This is a genomic window from Carnobacteriaceae bacterium zg-C25 (assembly GCA_017945845.1).
GTDB lineage: Bacteria > Bacillota > Bacilli > Lactobacillales > Aerococcaceae > WM01.
This window is the reverse complement of the sequence record CP072828.1, coordinates 12,569-38,421: the sequence shown is the minus strand read 5'-3', so window position 1 is coordinate 38,421 and position 25,853 is coordinate 12,569. Positions and strand designations below refer to the sequence as shown.

General features: G+C 39.9%; 15 protein-coding genes, 9 tRNA genes and 3 rRNA genes. All 27 read right to left on the bottom strand.

The features are described 5' to 3' along the window. Nucleotides 1–9 precede the first annotated feature (9 nt). Nucleotides 10–300, bottom strand: a complete 291-nt coding sequence (rplW, locus tag J7S27_00195) for a 50S ribosomal protein L23 (protein QTU82980.1) — start codon at nt 298–300, stop codon at nt 10–12. Next, a complete protein-coding gene (gene rplD / locus J7S27_00190) occupies nt 300–923 on the bottom strand; it encodes a 50S ribosomal protein L4 (protein QTU82979.1) in 624 nt (207 codons plus the stop codon). The genes rplW and rplD overlap by 1 nt, the downstream gene beginning before the upstream one ends. A gap of 22 nt (nt 924–945) precedes the next feature. Then, nucleotides 946–1,584, bottom strand: coding sequence for a 50S ribosomal protein L3 (gene rplC / locus J7S27_00185; protein QTU82978.1), 639 nt, complete (start codon nt 1,582–1,584; stop codon nt 946–948). A gap of 23 nt (nt 1,585–1,607) precedes the next feature. Next, a complete protein-coding gene (rpsJ, locus tag J7S27_00180; GenBank protein ID QTU82977.1) occupies nt 1,608–1,916 on the bottom strand; it encodes a 30S ribosomal protein S10 in 309 nt (102 codons plus the stop codon). Between the two features lie 271 nt (nt 1,917–2,187). Continuing rightward, the gene (locus J7S27_00175; GenBank protein QTU82976.1) at nt 2,188–2,721 is read right to left on the bottom strand and encodes a chromate transporter; all 534 of its coding nucleotides are present in this window, start codon (nt 2,719–2,721) and stop codon (nt 2,188–2,190) included. Then, nucleotides 2,718–3,263, bottom strand: coding sequence for a chromate transporter (locus J7S27_00170; protein ID QTU82975.1), 546 nt, complete (start codon nt 3,261–3,263; stop codon nt 2,718–2,720). The genes J7S27_00175 and J7S27_00170 overlap by 4 nt, the downstream gene beginning before the upstream one ends. A 156-nt stretch (nt 3,264–3,419) precedes the next feature. After that, entirely contained in the window at nt 3,420–7,757 is a 4,338-nt protein-coding gene (locus J7S27_00165) for a PolC-type DNA polymerase III (protein QTU82974.1), read from the bottom strand. 62 nt (nt 7,758–7,819) lie between these two features. Continuing rightward, nucleotides 7,820–10,393, bottom strand: coding sequence for a Cys-Gln thioester bond-forming surface protein (locus J7S27_00160; protein QTU82973.1), 2,574 nt, complete (start codon nt 10,391–10,393; stop codon nt 7,820–7,822). Nucleotides 10,394–10,481: 88 nt separating this feature from the next. Then, a complete protein-coding gene (locus J7S27_00155) occupies nt 10,482–11,201 on the bottom strand; it encodes a hypothetical protein (protein ID QTU82972.1) in 720 nt (239 codons plus the stop codon). Nucleotides 11,202–11,421: 220 nt separating this feature from the next. Continuing rightward, nucleotides 11,422–13,785, bottom strand: a complete 2,364-nt coding sequence (locus tag J7S27_00150) for an ATP-dependent Clp protease ATP-binding subunit (GenBank protein QTU82971.1) — start codon at nt 13,783–13,785, stop codon at nt 11,422–11,424. Nucleotides 13,786–13,918: 133 nt separating this feature from the next. Beyond that, a tRNA-Pro gene (locus J7S27_00145) sits at nt 13,919–13,992 on the bottom strand. Nucleotides 13,993–14,005: 13 nt separating this feature from the next. Then, nucleotides 14,006–14,079: transfer RNA gene (locus tag J7S27_00140), tRNA-Arg, on the bottom strand. Nucleotides 14,080–14,110: 31 nt separating this feature from the next. Next, a tRNA-Leu gene (locus J7S27_00135) sits at nt 14,111–14,195 on the bottom strand. An 18-nt stretch (nt 14,196–14,213) separates the two neighbouring features. After that, nucleotides 14,214–14,285 (bottom strand) — tRNA-Gly (locus J7S27_00130). An 8-nt stretch (nt 14,286–14,293) separates the two neighbouring features. After that, nucleotides 14,294–14,366: transfer RNA gene (locus J7S27_00125), tRNA-Thr, on the bottom strand. A gap of 11 nt (nt 14,367–14,377) precedes the next feature. Then, nucleotides 14,378–14,459 (bottom strand) — tRNA-Leu (locus J7S27_00120). Between the two features lie 16 nt (nt 14,460–14,475). Beyond that, a tRNA-Lys gene (locus J7S27_00115) sits at nt 14,476–14,548 on the bottom strand. A gap of 7 nt (nt 14,549–14,555) precedes the next feature. Continuing rightward, nucleotides 14,556–14,628 (bottom strand) — tRNA-Val (locus tag J7S27_00110). 10 nt (nt 14,629–14,638) lie between these two features. Then, a 5S ribosomal RNA gene (gene rrf / locus J7S27_00105) occupies nt 14,639–14,755 on the bottom strand. 83 nt (nt 14,756–14,838) lie between these two features. Next, nucleotides 14,839–17,756, bottom strand: a 23S ribosomal RNA gene (locus J7S27_00100). A 157-nt stretch (nt 17,757–17,913) separates the two neighbouring features. Next, nucleotides 17,914–17,986 (bottom strand) — tRNA-Ala (locus tag J7S27_00095). Nucleotides 17,987–18,077: 91 nt separating this feature from the next. Further along, a 16S ribosomal RNA gene (locus J7S27_00090) occupies nt 18,078–19,632 on the bottom strand. Together the 16S, 23S and 5S rRNA genes with 9 tRNA genes alongside form the textbook arrangement of a ribosomal RNA operon. 248 nt (nt 19,633–19,880) lie before the next feature. Continuing rightward, the gene (locus tag J7S27_00085; GenBank protein QTU82970.1) at nt 19,881–20,492 is read right to left on the bottom strand and encodes a competence protein ComK; all 612 of its coding nucleotides are present in this window, start codon (nt 20,490–20,492) and stop codon (nt 19,881–19,883) included. A 366-nt stretch (nt 20,493–20,858) separates the two neighbouring features. Beyond that, a complete protein-coding gene (gene tuf / locus J7S27_00080) occupies nt 20,859–22,046 on the bottom strand; it encodes an elongation factor Tu (protein ID QTU82969.1) in 1,188 nt (395 codons plus the stop codon). A 134-nt stretch (nt 22,047–22,180) separates the two neighbouring features. Then, nucleotides 22,181–24,268, bottom strand: coding sequence for an elongation factor G (gene fusA / locus J7S27_00075; protein ID QTU82968.1), 2,088 nt, complete (start codon nt 24,266–24,268; stop codon nt 22,181–22,183). Between the two features lie 112 nt (nt 24,269–24,380). Next, entirely contained in the window at nt 24,381–24,851 is a 471-nt protein-coding gene (gene rpsG / locus J7S27_00070) for a 30S ribosomal protein S7 (GenBank protein ID QTU82967.1), read from the bottom strand. 49 nt (nt 24,852–24,900) lie between these two features. Next, nucleotides 24,901–25,320 (bottom strand): 30S ribosomal protein S12, encoded by a 420-nt coding sequence (gene rpsL / locus J7S27_00065; GenBank protein QTU82966.1) that lies wholly within the window; start codon nt 25,318–25,320, stop codon nt 24,901–24,903. Nucleotides 25,321–25,853: the final 533 nt, after the last annotated feature.

Genomic DNA, 25,853 nt, shown 5'->3' with positions numbered 1-25,853 from the left:
ATATTCAAATTAGTCATTATTTGAAAAAATTTCAATATCTTTTGAATCTTGTGTTAAAGCAACGATTGCTTTACGACGTTTTTTTGTATAACCAGAAAATTTACCAACGCGTTTGAATTTACCACGTACATTCATAATGTTTACTTGTTTTACAGTTACGCCAAAGATTTCTTCGATTGCTTGTCTAACTTGTGTTTTGTTAGCACGAACATCTACTTCGAATGTATATTTTTTGTCTTCCATCGCAGCTACAGATGCTTCTGTAATTACTGGACGTTTAATAATATCACGAGCGTTCATTATTTAAGAGCCTCCTCTACTGTTGAAAGAGCACTTTGAGTGAATAACACTTTAGTGTTTGAGAACACATCTAAAACGCTAACGTTGTTTTCAGATACAACTGTTACGTTTGGAACGTTACGTGCAGATAAAGCTGCAAAGTCGTTTGAGTTTTCAACAACAACTAATACTTTTGATGTTACGTTCAAGTTTTTCAATACTTGTGCAAATTCTTTTGTTTTTGGTGCACTAAAGTTTAATGCATCAACTACTAATAAGTTACCTTCAGCCACTTTGGATGAAAGAACTGATTTGATAGCTAAACGACGAACTTTTTTGTTTAATCTGTAGCTATATGAGCGAGGTGTTGGACCGAAGACCACTCCACCGCCAACCCATTGTGGTGAACGTGTAGAACCTTGACGAGCACGTCCAGTTCCTTTTTGTCTCCATGGTTTGCGTCCGCCACCGCTAACTGCGCTACGGTTTTTCACAGCGTGTGTACCTTGACGTAATGAAGCGCGTTGCATGATAACTGCATCAAACACTACACTTTCATTTGGTTCGATACCAAACACTGCATCGTTTAATTCGATTTCACCTAACGATGAACCATCTTGTTTAAATAATGTAACCTTTGCCATTGATCATTTCCTCCTTCCCAAATTAATTCTGTCCTGCTTTACGAGCAGTACGGATTTCTACTAATGATTTTTTAGAACCTGGAACATTACCTTTAATTAAGATAACGTTGTTTTCTACATCAACTTTAACGATTTCTAAGTTTTGAATAGTAATACGGTCGCCACCAGTTTGTCCTGGTAAGTTTTTACCTTTGAATACACGTGATGGGAATGACGCCCCACCCATTGATCCTGGACGACGGTGGTAACGTGAACCGTGAGCCATTGGTCCGCGATGTTGTCCGTGACGTTTGATAACACCTTGGAAACCTTTCCCTTTAGATGTTCCTGTTACGTCTACGATATCTCCAGCTTGGAAAACATCCACTTTAACTTCTTGTCCTAATTCGTATTCTCCTAGCTCAACATTTCTAAATTCGCGAATGAAGCGCTTAGGAGTAGCATTTACTTTTGCTACATGACCTTTTTCAGGTTTGTTTGTCAATACTTCACGTTTGTCTTGGTAACCGAATTGAACAGCTTCGTAACCATCGTTTTCGATTGTTTTTAATTGCAATACAACGTTTGGTGTTGCTTCTACAACTGTTACCGGTACTAATTCACCACTTTCAGTAAAGAATTGAGTCATCCCTACTTTTCTTCCTAAGATTCCTTTGGCCATGGTACACCTCCTGTTAATTTATTTTATAATTTAATTTCGATGTCAACGCCACTTGGCAACTCTAATTTTGTTAGTGCGTCAACTGTTTTTTGCGTTGGGTTCACAATGTCAATTAAACGTTTGTGAGTACGCATTTCGAACTGCTCACGAGAATCTTTATATTTGTGAGTCGCACGAATCACTGTATATAAGTTTCTTTCTGTAGGCAATGGAATTGGTCCTGCTACTTGAGCACCTGTTCTTTTTGCTGTTTCTACAATTTTCTCCGCTGATTGATCTAACGCACGATGTTCATACGCTTTTAAACGGATACGAATTTTTTGGTTTGCCATTTTTTTACCTCCTTCGTCAAATGTTTCTCATTTAGACTAGCTCCACGAAAATTTCCGACGCACCTGACTAGGCAAAGCGTCCGGGTGTGTCGCAACCTCTCGTATCATCACTAACCCTCTAATTTTTAATAGAGGGGGTGCCATTTGGGCATAATAACCCCTTTTGATTACGGCACTTTTGATAGTATACACAAAAAACGCTTATTTATCAAGCGTTTTTCAATGTTTTTTAAACTTTTTTTGTGGTGTTTTGCAACCACTACATATTGTGTCATATCAATAGATTAACCACTACATTAATGAACCCTAGTGATAACATCATCACTATTGGATTCACTTTATATTTTCGTACCGCTACAATACCAAGTAGTAACAATGTAACTTTAAAAACGACTTGTCCATCAATCAATAAAACCACCAAATCATAGCCCACCGACGCAATTAAGGCAATCATTGCAGGGCGTATGGCATTGAGCACTAGCTGTGCAGATGATAAGTTTTTATATTTGTAATAAATCATCGCTAATGTGAGCGTAATGATGAATGTTGGCGCAACAAACGAAAACGTTGCAACAACAGCACCGATAACCCCCGACATTTTCATACCAACAAAGGTCGCTGCGTTAATGGATACCGGCCCGGGCGTCATTTGCGAGAGCGTGAGCAAATCGGTATAGCCTGTCATGTTTAACCATGCGTTTTGATGTACAATGACGTCTTGTAAATAGGCTAAAATGGCGTACCCTCCGCCAAAACCGACTAATCCGATTTGAAAAAAGGCTAAAAACAACTGGAAAAGAATCATTTTACCACCCTCTTTTCAATGAGTTTTAGTAACGTTCCAAACACAATGCTACTTAGAACTACCATCAGAACGTTCACATGATAAAAAATAACCATTATCGCTGCACCGGCAAAAATCAGCCAATCCACAACAGAACGTTTAGCGTATAATCCTCTTAACATGGTTAATACAACATCAATCACAAGAGCGGTTGCCCCTATTTGCATCCCTTGCATAAACAAACGGATGGTATCATTATCTTTTATACTGTCATAAACAAGGAACGTTCCCATTAGGATGAGCATTGGCGGTAGAACCGTTCCCAACATTGCGACAATAGCTCCAACGACACCAGCAAGACGATACCCTACTGCAATCGACGTATTAATGACAACCGCTCCAGGTGCAGATTGTGCAATGGCGACTAAATCTAGCATTTCCTCTTCTTCTAACCAACCATATTCTTGTACGAACTTTTTTTGCATGATTGAAACGATAACATAGCCACCACCCATTGTGACCGCACTTAATAAAAACGTTTCTTTAAATAATTTCTTTAACACTTTTTCTCCTAAAATAGTAAAGGGCGCAATAGACGCACCCTTTATTTGTAAATCACTCTACCTACATCTCTACTAAAAACGGTGTAGATAGACTATTGCTGCGTTGCATCACAACCATTTGGTTAATTGTGGTGCCTATCAAATACAGCTTACTTTTTAAAAATCAAACAACGATAATTGATTTGATTCTGGTAAATTATCCAACACACCATTTTCAATAAAGTAGTCCATTATCGTTTTAGACACTTTACCGCGTTTTGATAAATCTTCTTGCGATAAAAACACCGCTTCTTCACGTGCTTTAACAATTTGTTGTGCTACGTTATCACCCAACCCCGGAACAGCTCTAAATGGTGCAATCAAACTATCGCCATCAATCACAAAGTTTGTGGCGTGCGAACGATTAATATCTACCATTTTAAATGTAAATCCACGTTCCAGCATTTCGTTGGCAATTTCAAGAACCGTCAACAAGTTTTGTTCTTTAGCGGTAGCGTCTAATCCTTTTTCATTAATTTCTCGCATACGCGCTTTAACCATTTCTTTTCCTTGTACCATTGCCACCAAATCGAAAACATCGGCACGAACAGAAAAATACACACAATAATATAACAACGGCTCATGAACTTTATAATACGCAACACGTAACGCCATTAACACATACGCTGTCGCATGAGCTTTCGGAAACATGTATTTAATTTTTAGACATGATTCGATATACCACTCTGGTACATTGTTTTCACGCATAATGGCTTGATACTCGTCAGAAATTCCTTTTCCTTTACGCACACTTTCCATAATGTTGAACGCAATACCTTCTTCTAGTCCAGCATGGATTAAATAAACCATAATATCATCACGACACCCGATAACTTTAGACAATGGTACTATCCCTTTTTTAATCAGTTCTTCTGCATTACCTAAATAGACATCTGTACCATGTGATAACCCAGAAATTTGTAGCAACTCTGAAAAGGTACTTGGTTTTGTTGCTTCTAACATACCACGCACAAAACGTGTTCCAAACTCTGGGATACCTAGCGTACCTGTCTTACTATCAATTTGTTCAGGTGTAACGCCTAACACTTCTGTCCCTTGGAAAATTTTCATCACATCGGGATCTGTTGGTGGAATGGTTTTAGGATCACGACCGGATAAATCTTGTAACATACGAATAACGGTCGGATCATCATGCCCTAAAATATCCAACTTCAACACATTATCATGGATGGAGTGGAAATCAAAATGGGTAGTTTTCCATTCGGCATCTTGCGCATCGGCAGGATACTGAATCGGCGTAAAGTCATAGACGTCCATATAATTTGGAATAACGATAATCCCTCCAGGGTGTTGCCCTGTTGTTCGTTTGACACCACTTGCTCCAATAGCCAAACGTTCAATTTCTGCACTGTTAAAGTTTTTATTTTTTTCTCTTTCATACGCTTTAACATACCCAAACGCTGTTTTATCGGCTACCGTTCCAATTGTCCCCGCACGATATACGTAATCGGCACCAAACAATTCTTTTGTGTAGGCGTGCGCTTTTGCTTGGTATTCACCTGAGAAATTTAAATCGATATCGGGAACCTTATCTCCATAAAACCCTAAAAACGTTTCAAACGGGATATCTTGACCGTCACGATCTAACATTGTTTCACATTTTGGACACATTTTATCCGGTAAATCATACCCCGATCCATATTCACCTTGTTCAAAGAACTCACAATACTGACAATTTGGACAGCGATAATGGGGCGCTAGCGGGTTTACTTCAGTAATTCCCGTCATTGTTGCCACAAAACTAGAGCCGACCGACCCACGCGAACCAACTAAATAACCGTCTGACATACTTTTATGTACTAATTTTTGAGAAATTAAATAAATAACGGAAAACCCATTACCAATGATACTTTTTAATTCTTTTTCTAATCGTTTTTCTACAATGTCTGGTAGCGGATCTCCATACAGTTTTTTAGCTTGTCCGTAGCTAAGTTGGGTAATTTCATCTTCTGCACCTTCTATTTTAGGCGTGTATAAATCACTTTTAACCGGAACAACTTTTTCAATAGATTCCGCAATGGCTTGTGGATTTTTCCATACAATATCATCTACTACTTCACTTGGTAAAAAATCAAATGCACGAACCATTTCATCGGTCGTTCTAAAATGCACTTGAGGAAAATTCAAGTGACGGTTAGCGTTGATTTTCAAAGTTGAGATTAAAATTTCACGATAAATATGATCCCTAGGGTTTAAATAATGCACATTCCCCGTTGCAACGACTTTCTTATCCAACTCTTTTCCAATTTGGATAAGGTTAGTAATAATTTCTTCTAATTCTTTTTCAGAGCGAATGCGTTCATCGGCAATCAAATGACTATACGCTTCTTTAGGCATGACTTCAATGTAATCGTAAAACTTCGCTTTTTCTTTTGCTTCGTCATACCCTTTTTGCATGATGGCTTCAAACACTTCACCTTCACTACATGCACTACCTAACAATAAATTTTCACGATGTTCTATCAGTAGCGAACGCGGAATACGTGGCACACGATAGAAGTAATCCACATTACTATGTGATACGAGTTTAAATAACGATTTTAAACCGGCTTGGTTTTTCGCTAAAATGGTGACGTGGAACGGACGTGAACGTTTATACGCGTCTTGTCTACCTAAATCTTTATTCAAATCATCGTGGTAATGCCAATTATGTTCACTTGCGGCTTCTTTTAAAAACGCAAACAATAAATGCCCGGTTGTTTCTGAGTCAAATACCGCACGGTGATGTTGTTCTAAATGTACGCCATATTTTTTTGCCAGCGTATTTAAACGATGCGATTTTAATTCGGGGTGCAATACACGAGATAATTCTAGCGTGTCAATGACAGGGTTGGTTGCTTCTTCAATGCCTAGCCTTCTATAAGTGGTATTTAAAAAGCCCATATCAAACGATGCATTATGTGCTACTAAAATGCAATCTTTTGTAAATGCTTTAAACGACTCCATGACAACACGTTCATCTTGACCTTGTTCGCGTAAAATCGCGTCGGTAATACCCGTTAACGAAATGATGGTCGCCGTTAATGGTCGATAAGGGTTAATAAAGGCTTCAAAGGTATCAATAACATTCCCTTTGTACATTTTTACGGCCGCTAATTCGATAATGGAATCGTAAATGGCTGACAACCCCGTTGTTTCAACGTCAAAAACAACGTAAGTGGCTTGGTTTAAATCAACGTGTTGCGCATTGTACGCCACTTCAACAGCATCATCTATAACGTTTGCCTCTACACCGTATAAAATTTTGATATCGTGTTTTTTACCTGCTGCATGTGCATCGGGAAACGCTTGTAATCCCGCGTGATCCGTTACGGCAATTGCTGTATGTCCCCATTTTGCTGCTTGCGCAACATAATCACCAACGCTATTTGTTGCATCCATTTGACTCATCGTCGTGTGCAAATGTAACTCAACACGTTTTTTATGGTCTTGCGCTAAATCTAGTCTAGGTCGTACATTCACGACATTAATATCACGTGGAACAACAATAATATCTTTTAAAAAGCGATCTTCTTGTACACTACCGCGTACTTTAATCCAATTTCCTTCTATTAAATGCGTTTTATACAACTTGGCGTCTTTTTCATTTCGTGAAAACAACTTCATCACAAACGAACTTGTATAATCGGTAAATTTAACAGTAAAGACACTACGTTTATTACTTAATGTTTTATCTTCTGAAGCAAAAATATACCCTTGAAATAGAACTGCCGGATTCTCTTCCGTAACATCTTTCATTTGCATGATTGGTTCCTTGCGATTAATTGGACGCCCCATCAAAACACCTTCTTTTAATTGAAGGTCTTCCGGTGTTTCTTTTGCTTTATTCTTTTCTTCTTCCTGTTGTTGCAACTGAATTTTTGCGATGTGGGCTAATTGTTCCATCTCTGCTTGTTGACGTTCAATAAATGCTTGCTGTTTTTTTACGGATTCTTCTTCATCTAATATGACCGCAAAAGACAACTCGCCAAAACCTAGCGTTTCATATTGTTGCTTGATTATCGGCAAATATTTATCGATAATTAACTCTTGTGAATAGAGTGTATGCACAACAATTTGTACAACACCATCAATCCAAGTTAAATCTTGATGACGCAACGCCTGACTCAATCCATTAGATACTTCACTTTGATCAACGACATATCCCCAATAGTCACGAATCATCTCTTGTGTGACATCTACACGCTCTGCACTAATATGTAAAATAACTGTCGCAATCGATTCAAAGGCATGTTGCACAGCTTGATTAAATGTTACAAACCATTCATATGTTACTAATTCTTCAAAATGGATATACATATGCCACGTTTTAGTTTGTGCGTCGACAACAATTTTAGTGACTTGCGCACTATCTTCGTAGCGATTAAACACTGGGTTAGCATTTAATTTTGTTTGTTCTAGTAATACTTTAAAATAATTTTTGTCTTGTGCCATATGTTCGCTCCTTTTCTTAACGCCTATTATAGCACAAATCAAACGTATCTCACTGAAAAAATCTATTCACGAATAGCGGGAAATGTCATCAATTTCAATAACAGCGAGATAACAATAAACACGACTCCAACAAAATAATTTGCGTGCGTTGACATGCCTGTGTGTGGCAATTGTTTAGGTGTTACCACAAATGATTGTTTTTCATCTTTGTTGTCTGTATGTTTTGAAATCAATTGTTCTGTGCCTTTACCGTCTTTTACCTCGTACACTTCTTCCATTAACGTGTATTTACCAGCTGGTAATTTACTTGTATCAAATTGGTCTAATGTAACGGTTACTTCACCATTACCGTTTAAACGAACGATATGCTCGTACACATCACTGACTCTTTCATCAGTTCCATGTTTGACAATCCATGTTTTAATCAACACATCTTCATCTTTAAAATCACTATATGTTAAGGTGTCTGTTACAACAACTTTATCGCCAACGGTTAATACAAAACCATCCCCGACTTTAGCCATTGTTTTAATCATCGGCTCATTGACTTTTACAGTTTGATTTTTGTTCATCAAATCAAAGTGTGTCGCTATTTTACGTTTTTCGTGATATAAATCTTCTCCGTAAACAATGTTACCAACAAAACTTACTGGAACAGTAAACGTAAATTCTTCTGTATGCGTTGTATCTTTTGCCGTAAATTCACGTGTTTGTGTAGCGTATACTTTGCCATTTTCATCATATTGTGTTGCCACAACTTCATACGTTCTACCAACAATTAAATTCGTCATTGTCGCTACTTCTTTATGGTCATCATAGTCATAACCGACTTTACCACCGCTGACGGTTGTTGCTTGTGTACTCACTTTTGGCTCAATCACTGTAACAGTTTGATTTTTATTCGTTAAATCAAAGTGTGTCACTATTTTACGTTTTTCATGATATAAATCTTCTCCGTAAACAATGTTACCAACAAAGCTTACTGGTACTTTAAAAATAAATGTTTCGACATGTGTTGTGTTTTTTGCCGTAAATTCACGTTTTTGTGTAGCGTATACTTTACCATTTTCATCGTATTGCGTTGCCACGACTTCATACGTTCTACCAACAATTAAATTCGTCATGGTTGCCACTTCTTTATGGTCATCATAAGCATAGCCGACTTTACCGCCACTGACGGTTGTTGCTTGTGTCGTGACGTTTGGTTTAACCACTCTAACCGTTTGAGCTTTATTATTATAATCCGTATGGTTGACTAAACGTTGATTATTTTTAAATAACTCTGCACCATACACCACGTCCCCTATAAAGTTTTCATCAACGTCATAAATAAATGTATGTACTTCGGTTGTGTTGTTGGCTTTAAACGTTTTTTCTTGAGTTGCTAATGGTGTTTTTGTCGCCACGTTGTATTGACTAGAGACTAATTTATAAGTGTTTCCGATAACTAAATCACGTGATGTGACAACTTCTTTATGTTTTTCAAAAGCAAGTCCTACCTTTTCGCCTTTTTCTGTTGTTGCATTAGACGTTACCGTTGGAACAGGTTCATTTTTAAAATCCATACGGAATTTTTCAGCAGGTTTTAAACGGTGTTCTTGTGCTTGTGCGTTTAAATAATAACCTTGTTTGGTTTTTGTTTCTTTTACAACATACGTTTTATCTGGATCTAAATCTAAAAACGCTAACCACCCATCACCGTTTGTTGTTTTTGTTGCAAGGGCTTTATTGGTTGCTTTATCGTAAAGCGTAAACTCAACACCCTCAATGGCTTTACCGTTTGACGCTGATGTTTTGTACAACTCAATAATCCCTTTTTTGATGGTTGTTAAATTTAATGCACCAGATTGTGGGTCTTTTATTTTAAATGATGCAACAGTTTGACTATTTGGTTTACGAAAAACAATGGACGCTCCGTGAATTAAATTGTTAAATGGCTGTTTAAATCCGACTTTTCCATCAACTGCGTTAGCTGTTGCCGTAACCGTCAATTGATTACCGTTTTTCAAAAATGTATATCCGTTTTGTTGAGCTGGTACATTTAAATTTTGTAGCACATTGTAGCTATCTACAAACGTTACACTTTCTCCCACTTTTAACGTTGCAGATTGATTATTAAACGAAACAACATTTTTATATCCGTTCACTTTTGCCATTACATTTGCTTTCCATACTTGATATTCACCCATGGATAAACCACCCGTAAATGACTGCGCTCTATAGTTGATACTTTCCCACACTAACGCTTGTGTATAGTGATAGTTCTTATGATTTGGATTTTGTTTATACCCAAAATACGTCACAAGCATTAATTTATCTTGTAATTGTTTATCAAGCGTCGTTCGATTGGTAATACGTTCACCGTCCCTAATTTCTTCTCCAACATATTGCCCCTCGTACGCAAACGTTCTCGGGTCTAAACAGAAAACGGGTTCCCCGTTGATCATTAAAATCATGTAGTCTTCATATGTATTTTGTGTCGCTGTTGGGTAACGAAATTCCATACGTCCCGAATATTGTGATGTGCCTCTTGTCAGTTGCCCAACTGTTGCAGCATCAACTGTCATTTGAGCGGTTAAGCCACGATACATGAAAACACTTAACAATGCTATAAACAATAGTTTTAAATACTTCATCTCTTTTCTCCTTTTTTCAATACAAAATAAAAAAGCTTTCATCTATAACATAGACGAAAACTTTCGTTTTATAACAAATTACTTATAATTATTCACGCCACTCAACAGAATAACCATAAACATCTCCATCGGAATCAAATAAAGCAAAAGTAAAATATGGTTTAGGTTCTTTCAAATACTTCTGCCATGCCCAATTAAATGCTTCTTCTTCTGTTTTAAATTCCATACCACTATTGCCTAATGGTGTAACACGGTATGGTTTTTGAGTGGTTTGTTGTGTTGTGGTAACTACCTTTTGTGTTGTCACAACTGGTCTTTGCGCTTGTACAGGTTGTTGTGTTGATTTTGAAGCAGGAGATGGTGTATCAGTTGGTTGTGGTTTTGGTGCTGGTTGTTCATCTGCAACAACTGATTTCTGTGCTGTGTTTTGGACTGTTGGTTGTGCTTGCGTTTCAGATTGTTTCTTTTCTTCAACCTTAACAGCCACTTGTTCCTTTAACACATTGATTCTTTGTGATAAGTCATTTCGCGCTTTTTCATCTGTCACTTGAGATAATTTTTCTTCTAATTCCGCAACATTTGTTTCAGCCGTCACTTCATTAGATAGCTTGCTTTCCAATTCGCTCACTACTGCGTTTGTTGTTTGTTTTGTCGTGCTTTGCGTAGTGGTTGTCATTATCTCTTTTTTTGCAATTACTTGATTTGGTTGATTTAGCCATACGATGATACCACTCACTAAAACAAACAAAATAGCAAATACACTTAACCACACTTTGTGCTCTTTCGTTTTTTCCACTAACGATTTCATACGTTTAATCCCCTTTCTGCACTACCTTTGTAACTCTATAGTAAATCAGTTTAGTAGAGTTATTCGCCAATACCTTTTAACACGTCTTTCTTAATAATAGTATACCCTTTTTAAGTGCAAAATACACAAAAAACCCCAAAGTTCATCCTTTGAGGTTCTAATTCGGTTACATCGACTTTGGAGTTCCTAACAAATGGCATCAACCCATTTAACCTGCAACCTATTTTTCAAATTTAAATGTAAATTTATCTTTTTGCACACCTATTTTAACAGTGACGCCATTTACAATATTTCCTTTTAACATCTCGACACTTAATTTATCTTCGATTTCATTTTGCAATACGCGACGAATAGGACGAGCACCATATTCAACGTCATACCCTTTTGTTGCAATTTTCTCAATTGCTTTAGGGGATAATTCCACACGAATTGATTCTTCTTGTAAATGTTTAAAGTTTTCTTTGACCATTAATTTCACAATTTGTTCAATTTCTTTTTTCGTCAATTCTTTAAAGATGACAATTTCATCAATACGGTTTAAAAATTCCGGACGCATCGCTTTTTTCAACTCTGCACGAATCACACTTTCCATCATATTATTAGCACTTTTCGCATTAAATCCAACTGTTTTTTGGTCTTTTAATGCTGTTGCACCAAGGTTTGACGTCATAATAATTAATGTATTTCTAAAATCAATTTTTCGACCTTTAGAATCCGTTAAAAATCCGTCATCTAACACTTGTAACAAAATGTTAAATGTATCTGGATGCGCCTTTTCAATTTCATCAAACAACACAACGGCGTAAGGATTTTTACGAATTTTTTCCGTTAGCTGTCCACCTTCTTCAAAACCGACGTATCCCGGAGGTGATCCCACCAAACGACTCACACTATGTTTTTCCATGAATTCCGACATATCAACACGAATGAGATGATCGTCTGAACCAAATAAAACTTGCGCTAACGACTTAGCCAACTCCGTTTTACCAACACCCGTTGGTCCTAAAAACATAAATGACCCGATTGGACGATTTTGTAACGTCACACCACTTTTAGAACGACGAATAGCTTTAGACACCGCATTAATCGCTTCATTTTGACCGATAACACGCTCATGCAACACTCTTTCAAGCTCTAACAAACGTTTTTTGTCATCTTTTTTCAACTCCGTCAGCGGAATCCCCGTCCATTGCGACACAACTTTTTCTACCGCTTCTTTTGTGACGTGGTGTAAAGACATTCCAACAGAAGCATCATCCTTGACGGTTAAGCGACGTTTTTGAGAACGCAACTCTTTTGCAGCATTATTAAAATCTTCATTTAACAATGCCTGCAATATATCGTGATCCGCATTATGTTGTTTTTTCTTGCCAATCGTCTGATTTTTAACAATGGCAGATGCTTCATCTAAAACATCAAACGCTTTATCAGGCAATTTACGATCACTAATGTAACGTGCCGATAATTTTACGGCTGTTTCAACAACGGCTTCATCAATAACAACTTGATGGAACGCTTCATACTCATCCATAACACCTTTTAAAATGGCAATCGTCTCTTCAATAGATGGCTCATTCACACTAACTGGTGAGAATCTACGCTCTAATGCCGCATCCTTTTCAATGTGTTTTTGGTATTCATTGAACGTTGTTGCCCCTAACAATTGAATGCTCCCTCTGGCTAAAGCAGGTTTTAAAATGTTCGCCGCATCGACAGAACCTTCCGCCCCTCCTGCACCAATCAACATGTGCATTTCGTCAACAAATAAAATAATGTTTTTATTTTGAGATATTTCGTCAACTAAACGCTTCATACGTTCTTCAAACTCACCACGGTACTTCGTTCCCGCCACAAGTGTACCAACATCCAAGCTAAAAACACGCTTGTTTTTCAAATAATCAGGAACTTTACCTTCCACAATCATACGTGCTAAGCCATCAGCAATGACGGTTTTACCAACACCCGCTTCACCAACTAACACTGGATTGTTTTTATTTTTTCGACCTAAAATTTGAATGATGCGTGTCAATTCTTCATTACGGCCAATCACTTTGCCAATTTCGCCGTTTAACACCGCTTCGTTTAAATCTTTAGCCAACATATTTAAAACAGGCGTTGTAGAAGCCATTTGTTTAGCGTTTAAGTCAATCAATTCATTACGATCATTCAACTTAAAGCCTAAACTTTGGTAAACCTCTTTAATCAGTTGTTCCAAACTAAAGCCACGGTCATTTAAAAACTTAGTCGCCACACAATCTTCTTGAAGCATCCCTACAAGAACATGTTCCGTTCCTAAAAGTTGTGAATTGGTTTGCTCCATAACACGTTTAGCGTTGGCAAAAATATTTTCCGTTTTATTCGAAAACGTCAGATTTTTCACTTTTTTATGGTCCGATTTCAATAACACACGTACTGCATTCACTGTCAATTTCGCCGACAGTAGCTCGTATACGCTATTATTTCCATCTTCTAAAAATGCATATAATAAATGTTCTGAATAAATAAAACTATTTTTATTTTCTTGCGCTACACGCTTGGCAATATCAAGTACACGTGTCAAACTTTCTGTATATTGGGTTGTCATTAAACCACCTGCTTTCTCATTCTACTTTTGCACCATTTACATTATTATGATTACGTGCGAAAACATATAACACTATTATAAAAAAGTATAAAAAAAAAGCCAATCAATACGATTGCCATTTCCAATATGTTTATCGGGAAGACAGGATTCGAACCTGCGACCCCTTGGTCCCAAACCAAGTGCTCTACCAAGCTGAGCTACTTCCCGTAAGCTTACGCTATGCACCCAACAGGAGTCGAACCTGTAACCGCTTGATTCGTAGTCAAGTACTCTATCCAATTGAGCTATGGGTGCTCCTTCTATTAGGTCTTCCCCAATAAAATAATGCCGAGGACCGGAATCGAACCGGTACGGTGTTAACCACCGCAGGATTTTAAGTCCTGTGCGTCTGCCAGTTCCGCCACCCCGGCATCTGTGCTCTTCACACAAGCGAAAGACGGGGTTCGAACCCGCGACCCCCACCTTGGCAAGGTGGTGTTCTACCACTGAACTACTTTCGCATTTGCTATGCCGGCTAAAGGACTTGAACCCTCGACCCTCTGATTACAAATCAGATGCTCTACCAACTGAGCTAAGCCGGCTGTCTTTTTCATGCGGATGAAGGGACTTGAACCCCCACGATGTTACTCGCCAGAGCCTAAATCTGGTGCGTCTGCCAATTCCGCCACATCCGCTGCTTGTTAAAAAGCATGAGTGATACAGGGCTCGAACCTGTGACCCTCTGATTAAAAGTCAGATGCTCTACCAACTGAGCTAATCACTCGTTTTCATGGAGGTTAACGGGATCGAACCGCTGACCCTCTGCTTGTAAGGCAGATGCTCTCCCAGCTGAGCTAAACCTCCTAAAAAATGAGCGTGGCAACGTCCTACTCTTGCGGGAAGTTTCCCTCCAACTACCATCGGCGATAAGAAGCTTAACTGCTGTGTTCGACATGGGTACAGGTGTGTCCTTCTTTCCATCATTACCACACTTATTCTTTTTCGAAAAGTTCTTTCAAACCTCTCACCACTGAATACAATTATTAACCAAACCTACTCACTTTCTCACGTTTCTTGGATAAGTCCTCGACCGATTAGTACTAGTCCGCTCCATATATCACTACACTTCCACTCCTAGCCTATCTACCTGATCGTCTCTCAGGGGTCTTACTCTTCTTACAGATGGGAAATCTCATCTTGAGGGGGGCTTCACGCTTAGATGCTTTCAGCGTTTATCCCGTCCACACATAGCTACCCAGCGATGCTCTTGGCAGAACAACTGGTACACCAGCGGTGTGTCCATCCCGGTCCTCTCGTACTAAGGACAGCTCCTCTCAAATTTCCTACGCCCGCGACGGATAGGGACCGAACTGTCTCACGACGTTCTGAACCCAGCTCGCGTACCGCTTTAATGGGCGAACAGCCCAACCCTTGGGACCGACTTCAGCCCCAGGATGCGATGAGCCGACATCGAGGTGCCAAACCTCCCCGTCGATGTGAACTCTTGGGGGAGATAAGCCTGTTATCCCCAGGGTAGCTTTTATCCGTTGAGCGATGGCCCTTCCATACGGTACCACCGGATCACTAAGCCCGACTTTCGTCCCTGCTCGACTTGTTGGTCTCGCAGTCAAGCTCCCTTCTGCCTTTACACTCTTCGAATGATTTCCAACCATTCTGAGGGAACCTTTGGGCGCCTCCGTTACATTTTAGGAGGCGACCGCCCCAGTCAAACTGCCCGTCTGACACTGTCTCCCACCGGGTTAACCGGTGCGGGTTAGAGTGGCCATGTAACAAGGGTAGTATCCCACCAGCGCCTCCTGCGAAACTGGCGTCCCGCTCTCCTAGGCTCCTACCTATCCTGTACATGTTACACAAACACTCAATATCAAACTGCAGTAAAGCTCCATGGGGTCTTTCCGTCCTGTCGCGGGTAACCTGCATCTTCACAGGTACTATAATTTCACCGAGCCTCTCGTTGAGACAGTGCCCAAATCGTTACGCCTTTCGTGCGGGTCGGAACTTACCCGACAAGGAATTTCGCTACCTTAGGACCGTTATAGTTACGGCCGCCGTTTACTGGGGCTTCAATTCAAAGCTTCGCTTGCGCTAACCTCTCCTCTTAACCTTCCAGCACCGGGCAGGCGTCAGCCCCTATACGTCATCTTTCGATTTTGCAGAGACCTGTGTTTTTGATAAACAGTCGCTTGGGCCTATTCACTGCGGCTGACCTGAAGTCAGCACCCCTTCTCCCGAAGTTACGGGGTCATTTTGCCGAGTTCCTTAACGAGAGTTCGCTCGCTCACCTTAGGATTCTCTCCTCAACTACCTGTGTCGGTTTGCGGTACGGGTTGTTCGTCTCTTGCTAGAAGCTTTTCTTGACAGTGTGATTGATAAGATAGCCGTTACTTCATATTTCACGACCCCATCATCACTCATCCTTATCGATGAAAAGCATTTGACTCTTCATCAGACTCGTGATTTAGTACAACTATTCCAGCAGTTGCCTCTTTCAACCTCCTGTGTCCCTCCATCGCTCAAACGATTCGAACAAGTACAGGAATATCAACCTGTTATCCATCGACTACGCCTATCGGCCTCGCCTTAGGTCCCGACTAACCCTGGGAGGACGAGCCTTCCCCAGGAAACCTTAGTTATTCGGTGGACGGGATTCTCACCCGTCTTTCGCTACTCATACCGGCATTCTCACTTCTAAGCGCTCCACCACTCCTTACGGTGTAGCTTCTTCGCCCTTAGAACGCTCTCCTACCACTTGCGCTCTTCACGCAAATCCACAGCTTCGGTGTTCAGTTTAGCCCCGGTACATTTTCGGCGCAGGGTCACTCGACTAGTGAGCTATTACGCACTCTTTAAATGATGGCTGCTTCTAAGCCAACATCCTAGTTGTTTAAGCAACCCCACATCCTTTTCCACTTAACTGATACTTTGGGACCTTAGCTGGTGGTCTGGGCTGTTTCCCTTTCGACTACGGATCTTATCACTCGCAGTCTGACTCCCGTTTATAAATATTTGGCATTCGGAGTTTATCTGAATTCGGTAACCCGAGAGGGGCCCCTAGTCCAAACAGTGCTCTACCTCCAATATTCTTACAACGAGGCTAGCCCTAAAGCTATTTCGGAGAGAACCAGCTATCTCCAAGTTCGATTGGAATTTCTCCGCTACCCACAAGTCATCCAAGCACTTTTCAACGTGCCCTGGTTCGGTCCTCCAGTGTGTCTTACCACACCTTCAACCTGCTCATGGGTAGGTCACTTGGTTTCGGGTCTACGACTACGTACTCTATTTCGCCCTATTCAGACTCGCTTTCGCTTCGGCTCCGTCTCTTCAACTTAACCTCGCACGCAATCGTAACTCGCCGGTCCATTCTACAAAAGGTACGCTATCACACATTAACGTGCTCTAACTACTTGTAAGCACACGGTTTCAGGTTCTCTTTCACTCCCCTCCCGGGGTGCTTTTCACCTTTCCCTCACGGTACTTGTTCACTATCGGTCACTAAGGAGTATTTAGCCTTGCCAGATGGTCCTGGCGGATTCCGACGGGATTTCTCGTGTCCCGCCGTACTCAGGATCCTGCTAGAGGTTGTCAAGATTTTGATTACGAGGCTTTCACTCTCTTTGGCCAACTTTCCCAAGTTGTTCTTCTATCCTTTCAACTCCCATGTTGCAGTCCTACAACCCCAACAAGCATGCTCGTTGGTTTGGGCTCTTTCCGTTTCGCTCGCCGCTACTCAGGAAATCGATTTTTCTTTCTCTTCCTGCAGGTAATGAGATGTTTCAGTTCCCTGCGTCTACCTTCTCATGTGCTATTGATTCACACATGGATACTACACCATTACATGTAGTGGGTTCCCCCATTCGGAAATCTCTGGATCATTGCGTACTTACTGCTCCCCAAAGCATATCGGTGTTCGTCCCGTCCTTCTTCGGCTCTTAGTGCCAAGGCATTCACCGTGCGCCCTTATTTACTTAACCTACCATACTAATCTATGATCAATATGAGTTTAAACGCGATTCGTTTTTCATTAAAAAACTCTTTTTTCAAACATTTCTGTTTCTCGGTAAAATTTTTGGTTTGTTTTACTTAATTGTATTCAGTTGTCAAAGGTCTGTTTGTACCCTTTCAGGTACATGGAGAATAGCGGGATCGAACCGCTGACCTCCTGCGTGCAAAGCAGGCGCTCTCCCAGCTGAGCTAATCCCCCAACTCTTTGAGTGGTTTATCTTTTCACTTAGATAACCCTCTCAAAACTAAACAATGTAAAAACTCCTTTGTGCATTCCTTCTTTTCCTTAGAAAGGAGGTGATCCAGCCGCACCTTCCGATACGGCTACCTTGTTACGACTTCACCCCAATCATCTATCCCACCTTAGACGGCTAGCTCCATTACTGGTTACCCCACCGGCTTCGGGTGTTACAAACTCTCGTGGTGTGACGGGCGGTGTGTACAAGACCCGGGAACGTATTCACCGCAACGTGCTGATTTGCGATTACTAGCGATTCCGGCTTCATGTAGGCGAGTTGCAGCCTACAATCCGAACTGAGAACGGCTTTAAGAGATTCGCTTACCCTCGCGAGTTCGCTGCTCGTTGTACCGTCCATTGTAGCACGTGTGTAGCCCAAGTCATAAGGGGCATGATGATTTGACGTCATCCCCACCTTCCTCCGGTTTGTCACCGGCAGTCTCACTAGAGTGCCCAACTGAATGCTGGCAACTAGTAATAAGGGTTGCGCTCGTTGCGGGACTTAACCCAACATCTCACGACACGAGCTGACGACAACCATGCACCACCTGTCACTTTGTCCCCGAAGGGAAAGCTCTATCTCTAGAGTGGTCAAAGGATGTCAAGACTTGGTAAGGTTCTTCGCGTTGCTTCGAATTAAACCACATGCTCCACCGCTTGTGCGGGTCCCCGTCAATTCCTTTGAGTTTCAACCTTGCGGTCGTACTCCCCAGGCGGAGTGCTTAATGCGTTAGCTGCGGCACTAAAGGGTGGAAACCCTCTAACACCTAGCACTCATCGTTTACGGCGTGGACTACCAGGGTATCTAATCCTGTTTGCTCCCCACGCTTTCGAGACTCAGCGTCAGTTACAGACCAGAGAGTCGCCTTCGCCACTGGTGTTCCTCCATATATCTACGCATTCCACCGCTACACATGGAATTCCACTCTCCTCTTCTGCACTCAAGTTCCCCAGTTTCCAATGACCCTCCACGGTTGAGCCGTGGGCTTTCACATCAGACTTAAGGAACCGCCTGCTCTCGCTTTACGCCCAATAAATCCGGACAACGCTTGCCACCTACGTATTACCGCGGCTGCTGGCACGTAGTTAGCCGTGGCTTTCTGGTTAGATACCGTCAATCTCTTAGCAGTTACTCTAAGAGGTGTTCTTTTCTAACAACAGAGTTTTACGATCCGAAAACCTTCTTCACTCACGCGGCGTTGCTCGGTCAGACTTTCGTCCATTGCCGAAGATTCCCTACTGCTGCCTCCCGTAGGAGTTTGGGCCGTGTCTCAGTCCCAATGTGGCCGATCACCCTCTCAGGTCGGCTACGTATCATTGCCTTGGTGAGCCGTTACCTCACCAACTAGCTAATACGCCGCGGGTCCATCTACAAGTGACAGCTTACGCCGCCTTTCCCAACACGTTCATGCGAATGTGCTGACTATTCGGTATTAGCAGTCGTTTCCGACTGTTATCCCCATCTTGCAGGTAGGTTACCCACGTGTTACTCACCCGTCCGCCGCTAAGCGTGAAAAGTGCAAGCACTCTTCACAACCCCGCTCGACTTGCATGTATTAGGCACGCCGCCAGCGTTTGTCCTGAGCCAGGATCAAACTCTCATTAAAAATTTGAGTTTTTAAAGCTCATTTAAATTACTGACTTGTTCGAATTTTCATCCGATTTATTGTTTTGTTTGGTTATTAATTGACTTAATAATCCCTACACATTTGGTTTGTCTTTACTTTGTTTAGTTTTCAAAGGGCTATGTCGTCTTGACGACTTAGTTATAATATCAAACTCACCTGAAACCGTCAACCTTTTTTTAAAACTTTTTTTAGAAAATTGCAATTTTTTCGTTTTTACTTATTTTTTGTTAGTAATTTTCGGTCCATTCATTAATAAAATGCTGATTCCGATAACGATTTATCGTTTCAGTGTAAATAAAACTTGAACGGGTATTTCCCGTAAAATTCCACGATTCTATCTCTTTTATTTGCCGATAATATACACTACAGATTCTATCCAGTTGTCTTTGGAAGCTTTCTTGAGTTATTTGTGTTTGAATCATACTCTCTTGAAAATGTATCGTTACTAACTCACTTTTCGGTTCAACGTGGTATCCGGTCATGTGATTGGCGAAAAACCAATTAACTCCACCACGCGCAACACCTTTATCTGGAATAACCATAATATTTTTAAATACGTACGGCGCTTTATACACCCGCACACGATGTTCCCCTTTACTAATATTTTCTTCGTATGATTGCCCTAAAACCATTCCCATATTTTCAATTAACTTTTTTGTTGGATGTGGTGAATAGTACAGACGATTATCTGTGTATACAATAAGTGTTTTGTAAATCGGATGATTGTCAACGTGAATGAGCACCATTATTTTCCGATAATCAATTGTTCCGACACGTTTAATATGTTTTGCACACAAATCTAAAACCGTTTGTTTATTTTTTAAATTGATTACTTTCATTTTGTTATCCCCTTTTTGTATAATAATTATACTATAAAAATATAAAAGATACAAAGGGTTGAAATAATAAACGCGATACTTTCCCAATTTTTTGAGCCTTTTATTTTATACTTTCACAAATCATTTGTTATTTAGACTATCGCTAAATTTATAAACATTTACAACCATTATCATACTGTTCAATAATGAACATTTCCCTTCTATTGTTTTTATCATTTACAACGATAATGTATCTACATGAATTTGCATGACTACTTTTTATTGAATCTGATTTTTAAAACTTCAAAAAAGTAGAATGGAAACCTTAAAAACAACAAAAAAGCAGAAGATAAATCTCCTGCTTTCAAGTTTAATAACGATTTGGTATTAAGCTTCGATAGAAGCAACAACACCCGCACCTACTGTACGTCCACCTTCACGGATTGAGAATTTTGTACCTTCTTCAATCGCGATTGGGTGAATTAATTCTACGCTAACAGTAACGTTATCACCAGGCATTACCATTTCAGTACCTTCTGGTAAGTTAACAACACCTGTAACGTCTGTTGTACGGAAGTAGAATTGAGGACGGTAGTTTGAGAAGAATGGAGTGTGACGTCCACCCTCTTCTTTAGTTAATACGTAAACCTCAGCTGTAAATTTTGTATGTGGTGTGATAGAACCCGGTTTTGATAATACTTGTCCACGTTCGATGTCATCACGAGTAACACCACGTAATAAAGTACCAATGTTGTCACCAGCTTCAGCGTAATCTAATAATTTACGGAACATTTCAACACCAGTAACTGTTGATTTAGAAGTTTCTTCTGCAATACCTACGATTTCAACTTCGTCACCAACTTTAACTTGTCCACGTTCAACACGACCTGTAGCAACAGTACCACGACCTGTGATTGAGAACACGTCTTCAACTGGCATCATGAATGGTTTGTCTGTTTCACGAGCTGGTGTTGGGATGTATTCGTCAACTGCGTCCATTAAATCTAAGATTTTTTGTTCGTATTCTGCGTCACCTTCTAAAGCGCGTAAAGCTGAACCAGCGATGATTGGAGTGTCGTCACCTGGGAAATCATATTCTGATAATAAGTCACGAACTTCCATTTCTACTAATTCGATTAATTCTGGGTCGTCAACCATGTCCATTTTGTTTAAGAAAACAACGATGTATGGAACACCAACTTGACGAGATAATAAGATGTGCTCACGAGTTTGTGGCATTGGACCATCAGCAGCAGATACTACTAAGATACCACCGTCCATTTGAGCAGCACCAGTAATCATGTTTTTAACGTAGTCAGCGTGTCCTGGGCAGTCAACGTGTGCATAGTGACGGTTGTCTGTTTGGTATTCAACGTGAGAAGTGTTGATTGTGATACCACGTTCGCGCTCTTCTGGAGCTTTATCGATAGAAGCGTAGTCAGATGCTTCTGCGTAACCTTTTTTAGCTAATACTGTTGTAATAGCAGCTGTTAATGTTGTTTTACCATGGTCAACGTGTCCGATTGTACCAATGTTAACGTGTGGTTTAGAACGGTCAAATTTTTCTTTTGCCATTTTGTTCAATTCCTCCGAATAATAATTTTTTTGTTATATATAATAGAGAATCGCTTCTCTACATATTCTTTATCAATTATACTGACTTTCAATAAGAAAATCAACTATATTAATTATGTAATCTTTCAAGAAAATTAGTCTTTGTTTCCGCCGTTTTTCTTGATGATTTCTTCCATAATTGATTTTGGAACATCTTCATAGTGATCAAATGTCATAGAGAATGTACCACGTCCTTGAGTTGCAGAACGTAAAGTTGTTGCGTATCCGAACATTTCAGATAACGGAATCATACCTTTAACAACTTGTGCATTACCACGTAACTCAGAACCTTCAACACGTCCACGACGTGAGTTAATGTGACCCATTACATCACCGAAGTATTCTTCTGGTACTGTAATTTCAACGGCCATCATTGGCTCTAAGATTGTTGGGCTAGCTTTTTTCGCTGCGGCTTTAAGTGCCATAGATGCGGCCACTTTAAACGCTGTTTCAGAAGAGTCAACGTCATGGTATGAACCATCGTATAATTTAGCTTTAATATCAACTAATGGATAACCAGCTAATACACCGTTTTCCATTGCATCTTTTAAACCAGCTTCAACTGCAGGGATGTATTCACGTGGAACAACACCACCGACAATTGCGTTTTCAAAGGCGAAACCTGCACCTTCGTCGTTTGGTGTGAATTCAATCCATACGTGACCGTATTGACCTTTACCACCTGATTGACGAACAAATTTACCTTCTGCTTGAGTAGCTGCACGGAATGTTTCACGGTAAGAAACTTGAGGTGCACCAACAGTTGCTTCTACTTTAAATTCACGTTTCATACGGTCAACGATGATATCTAAGTGTAACTCACCCATACCAGCGATGATTGTTTCACCTGTTTCTGGGTTAGTTGAAGCACGGAATGTTGGGTCTTCTTCTGATAATTTTTGTAAAGCGATACCCATTTTATCTTGGTCAGCTTTTGATTTTGGCTCAATCGCAACTTCGATAACTGGATCTGGGAATTCCATTGATTCTAAAATAACTTCATGTTTTTCATCACACAATGTGTCCCCTGTTGTTGTATCTTTTAAACCTACAGCAGCAGCAATGTCACCTGAGAATACTTCAGGAATTTCTTGACGGCTGTTTGCGTGCATTTGTAAGATACGTCCTACACGTTCACGTTTGCCTTTTGTAGCATTTTGAACGTAAGAACCTGATTGTAATGTGCCTGAGTACACACGGAAGAATGTTAAACGACCTACGAATGGGTCAGTCATAACTTTAAACGCTAACGCTGCGAATGGTTCTTCATCGCTTGCTTTACGTTCTGTTTCTTCTTCTGTATCTGGGTCAATACCTTTGATAGCTGGTACATCCACTGGAGATGGTAAGTAATCTACAACAGCGTCCAACATTAATTGAACACCTTTGTTTTTGAAGGCAGATCCACACAATACTGGGTAGAATTCTGCTCGAACTGTAGCTTTACGGATACCTTCTTTTAATTCAGCTTCTGTTAATTCTTCGCCTTCTAAGTATTTTTCCATTAATTCTTCATCAGTTTCAGCTACTGCTTCAACTAATTTTGTACGCCATTCTTCAGCTAATTCCACCATATCTGCTGGAATTTCTGTTTCTTGAATGTCTGTACCTAAGTCATTAGTATAAATTTCAGCTTTCATTTTCACTAAGTCAACGATACCAGTGAAAGTGTCTTCTGAACCAATTGGTAATTGGATTGGGTGAGCGTTTGCTTGTAAACGGTTGTGAATTGTGTCCACTGAGTACAAGAAGTCAGCACCTGTTTTATCCATTTTGTTAACGAAAACAATACGTGGCACGCCATAAGTTGTCGCTTGACGCCATACTGTTTCTGTTTGTGGCTCAACACCTGATTGTGCATCTAACAATGCTACGGCACCATCTAACACACGTAATGAACGTTCAACCTCAACCGTGAAGTCCACGTGTCCTGGTGTATCGATGATGTTGATACGTGTTGATTTCCATTGCGCTGTTGTTGCAGCAGATGTAATTGTGATACCACGTTCTTGCTCTTGCTCCATCCAGTCCATTTGTGACGCACCTTCGTGAGTTTCACCAATTTTGTGGATTTTACCAGTGTAGTATAAAACACGTTCTGTTGTCGTTGTTTTACCTGCATCGATATGAGCCATGATACCAATATTACGTGTATTTTCTAAAGAAAATTCTCTTTTTGCCATTGGAATTTTGCTCCTTATTAATTTGTTGTTTTTAGCGAAATACCGAAGTTAAAAATAGACTTCGGTAACAGCTTGATTGACTTGAACATTAGATGCCTAAAGGCATTTAATCTTACCAACGGTAGTGTGCAAACGCTTTGTTTGCTTCTGCCATTTTATGTGTGTCTTCACGTTTTTTAACTGAAGCACCAGAATTGTTAGCAGCGTCCATGATTTCACGCGCTAAACGTAATTCCATTGTGTTTTCACCACGTAGACGTGCGTAGTTTACTAACCAACGTAAACCTAAAGTTGTACGACGATCAGCACGTACTTCTACAGGGACTTGATAGTTAGAACCCCCAACACGACGAGCTTTAACTTCTAATAATGGCATAATGTTTTCCATAGCTTGTTCGAAAACTTCCATTGGATCATTGCCAGTTTGTTCTTTAACAATATCAAATGCTTGATATAAGATTGTTGCTGCTGTACCACGTTTACCATCAACCATTAAACGGTTAATTAAACGAGTTACTAATTTTGAATTGTATAACGGATCTGGTAACACATCACGTTTTGCAACTGGACCTTTACGAGGCATTTAAATTTCCTCCTTTCAATTAGTTATGTTTTTATCATTTAAATGCAAATTATTTTTTCTCTTTTGGACGTTTAGTACCGTATTTAGAACGACCTTGCATACGGTTGTTCACACCAGCAGTATCTAAAGCACCACGAATAATATGGTAACGTACCCCAGGTAAGTCTTTAACACGTCCACCACGGATTAACACAACACTGTGTTCTTGTAAGTTGTGGCCGATACCTGGAATGTATGCAGTTACTTCAATTAAGTTTGACAAACGCACACGTGCGTATTTACGTAACGCAGAGTTAGGTTTTTTAGGTGTCATTGTTCCCACACGAGTACATACACCACGTTTTTGAGGTGCGCTTGTGTTCGTTTGAGATTTTTTGAAACTGTTATAACCTTTGTTTAATGCTGGAGAATTAGATTTTTCAACAGCTGATTTACGAGGTTTGCGTACTAATTGGTTAATGGTTGGCATTTCTGTTTTCCTCCTTCCCAAAAGGGTTCATTTTAAAGGACTTTCTAAGTCCACACATCCAGGTGTTTCATTTTTTGAATAAAAATAAAAACCTGAAAATAGGTTGTTTGCTTTTATATCAGTCAGCACGACTGATTATTCAGGAATCTGTCTATAAAAGCACCTTTCATAAAATAACACGATAACCCTTTAGTGTCAATGCTTTTTAAAGACTTTTTAACGATATTTCGTTAAATTTCAATTATTTTTTAAATTAGGGGTTCATGTCTAAAATTAACAAAAAATATTCTATACAAAGAAGCCCATTTACTTTTAACGCTGACGCTTATTATTTTAATTTTAAAAATATCACTTTTATTTATTTGTGAATTTAATCACAAGTTGATATGGTTTATTTTCATTATAACGTTAATCAATTCAATTACGTAATTTATAACTTTTTTCATTTCAATAATACTTTTTTATTTTATATACACAAAAAAGTTTGCTGATTTTTAGATTGAATGGCATAAGTCACCAATCCAAATTGTATG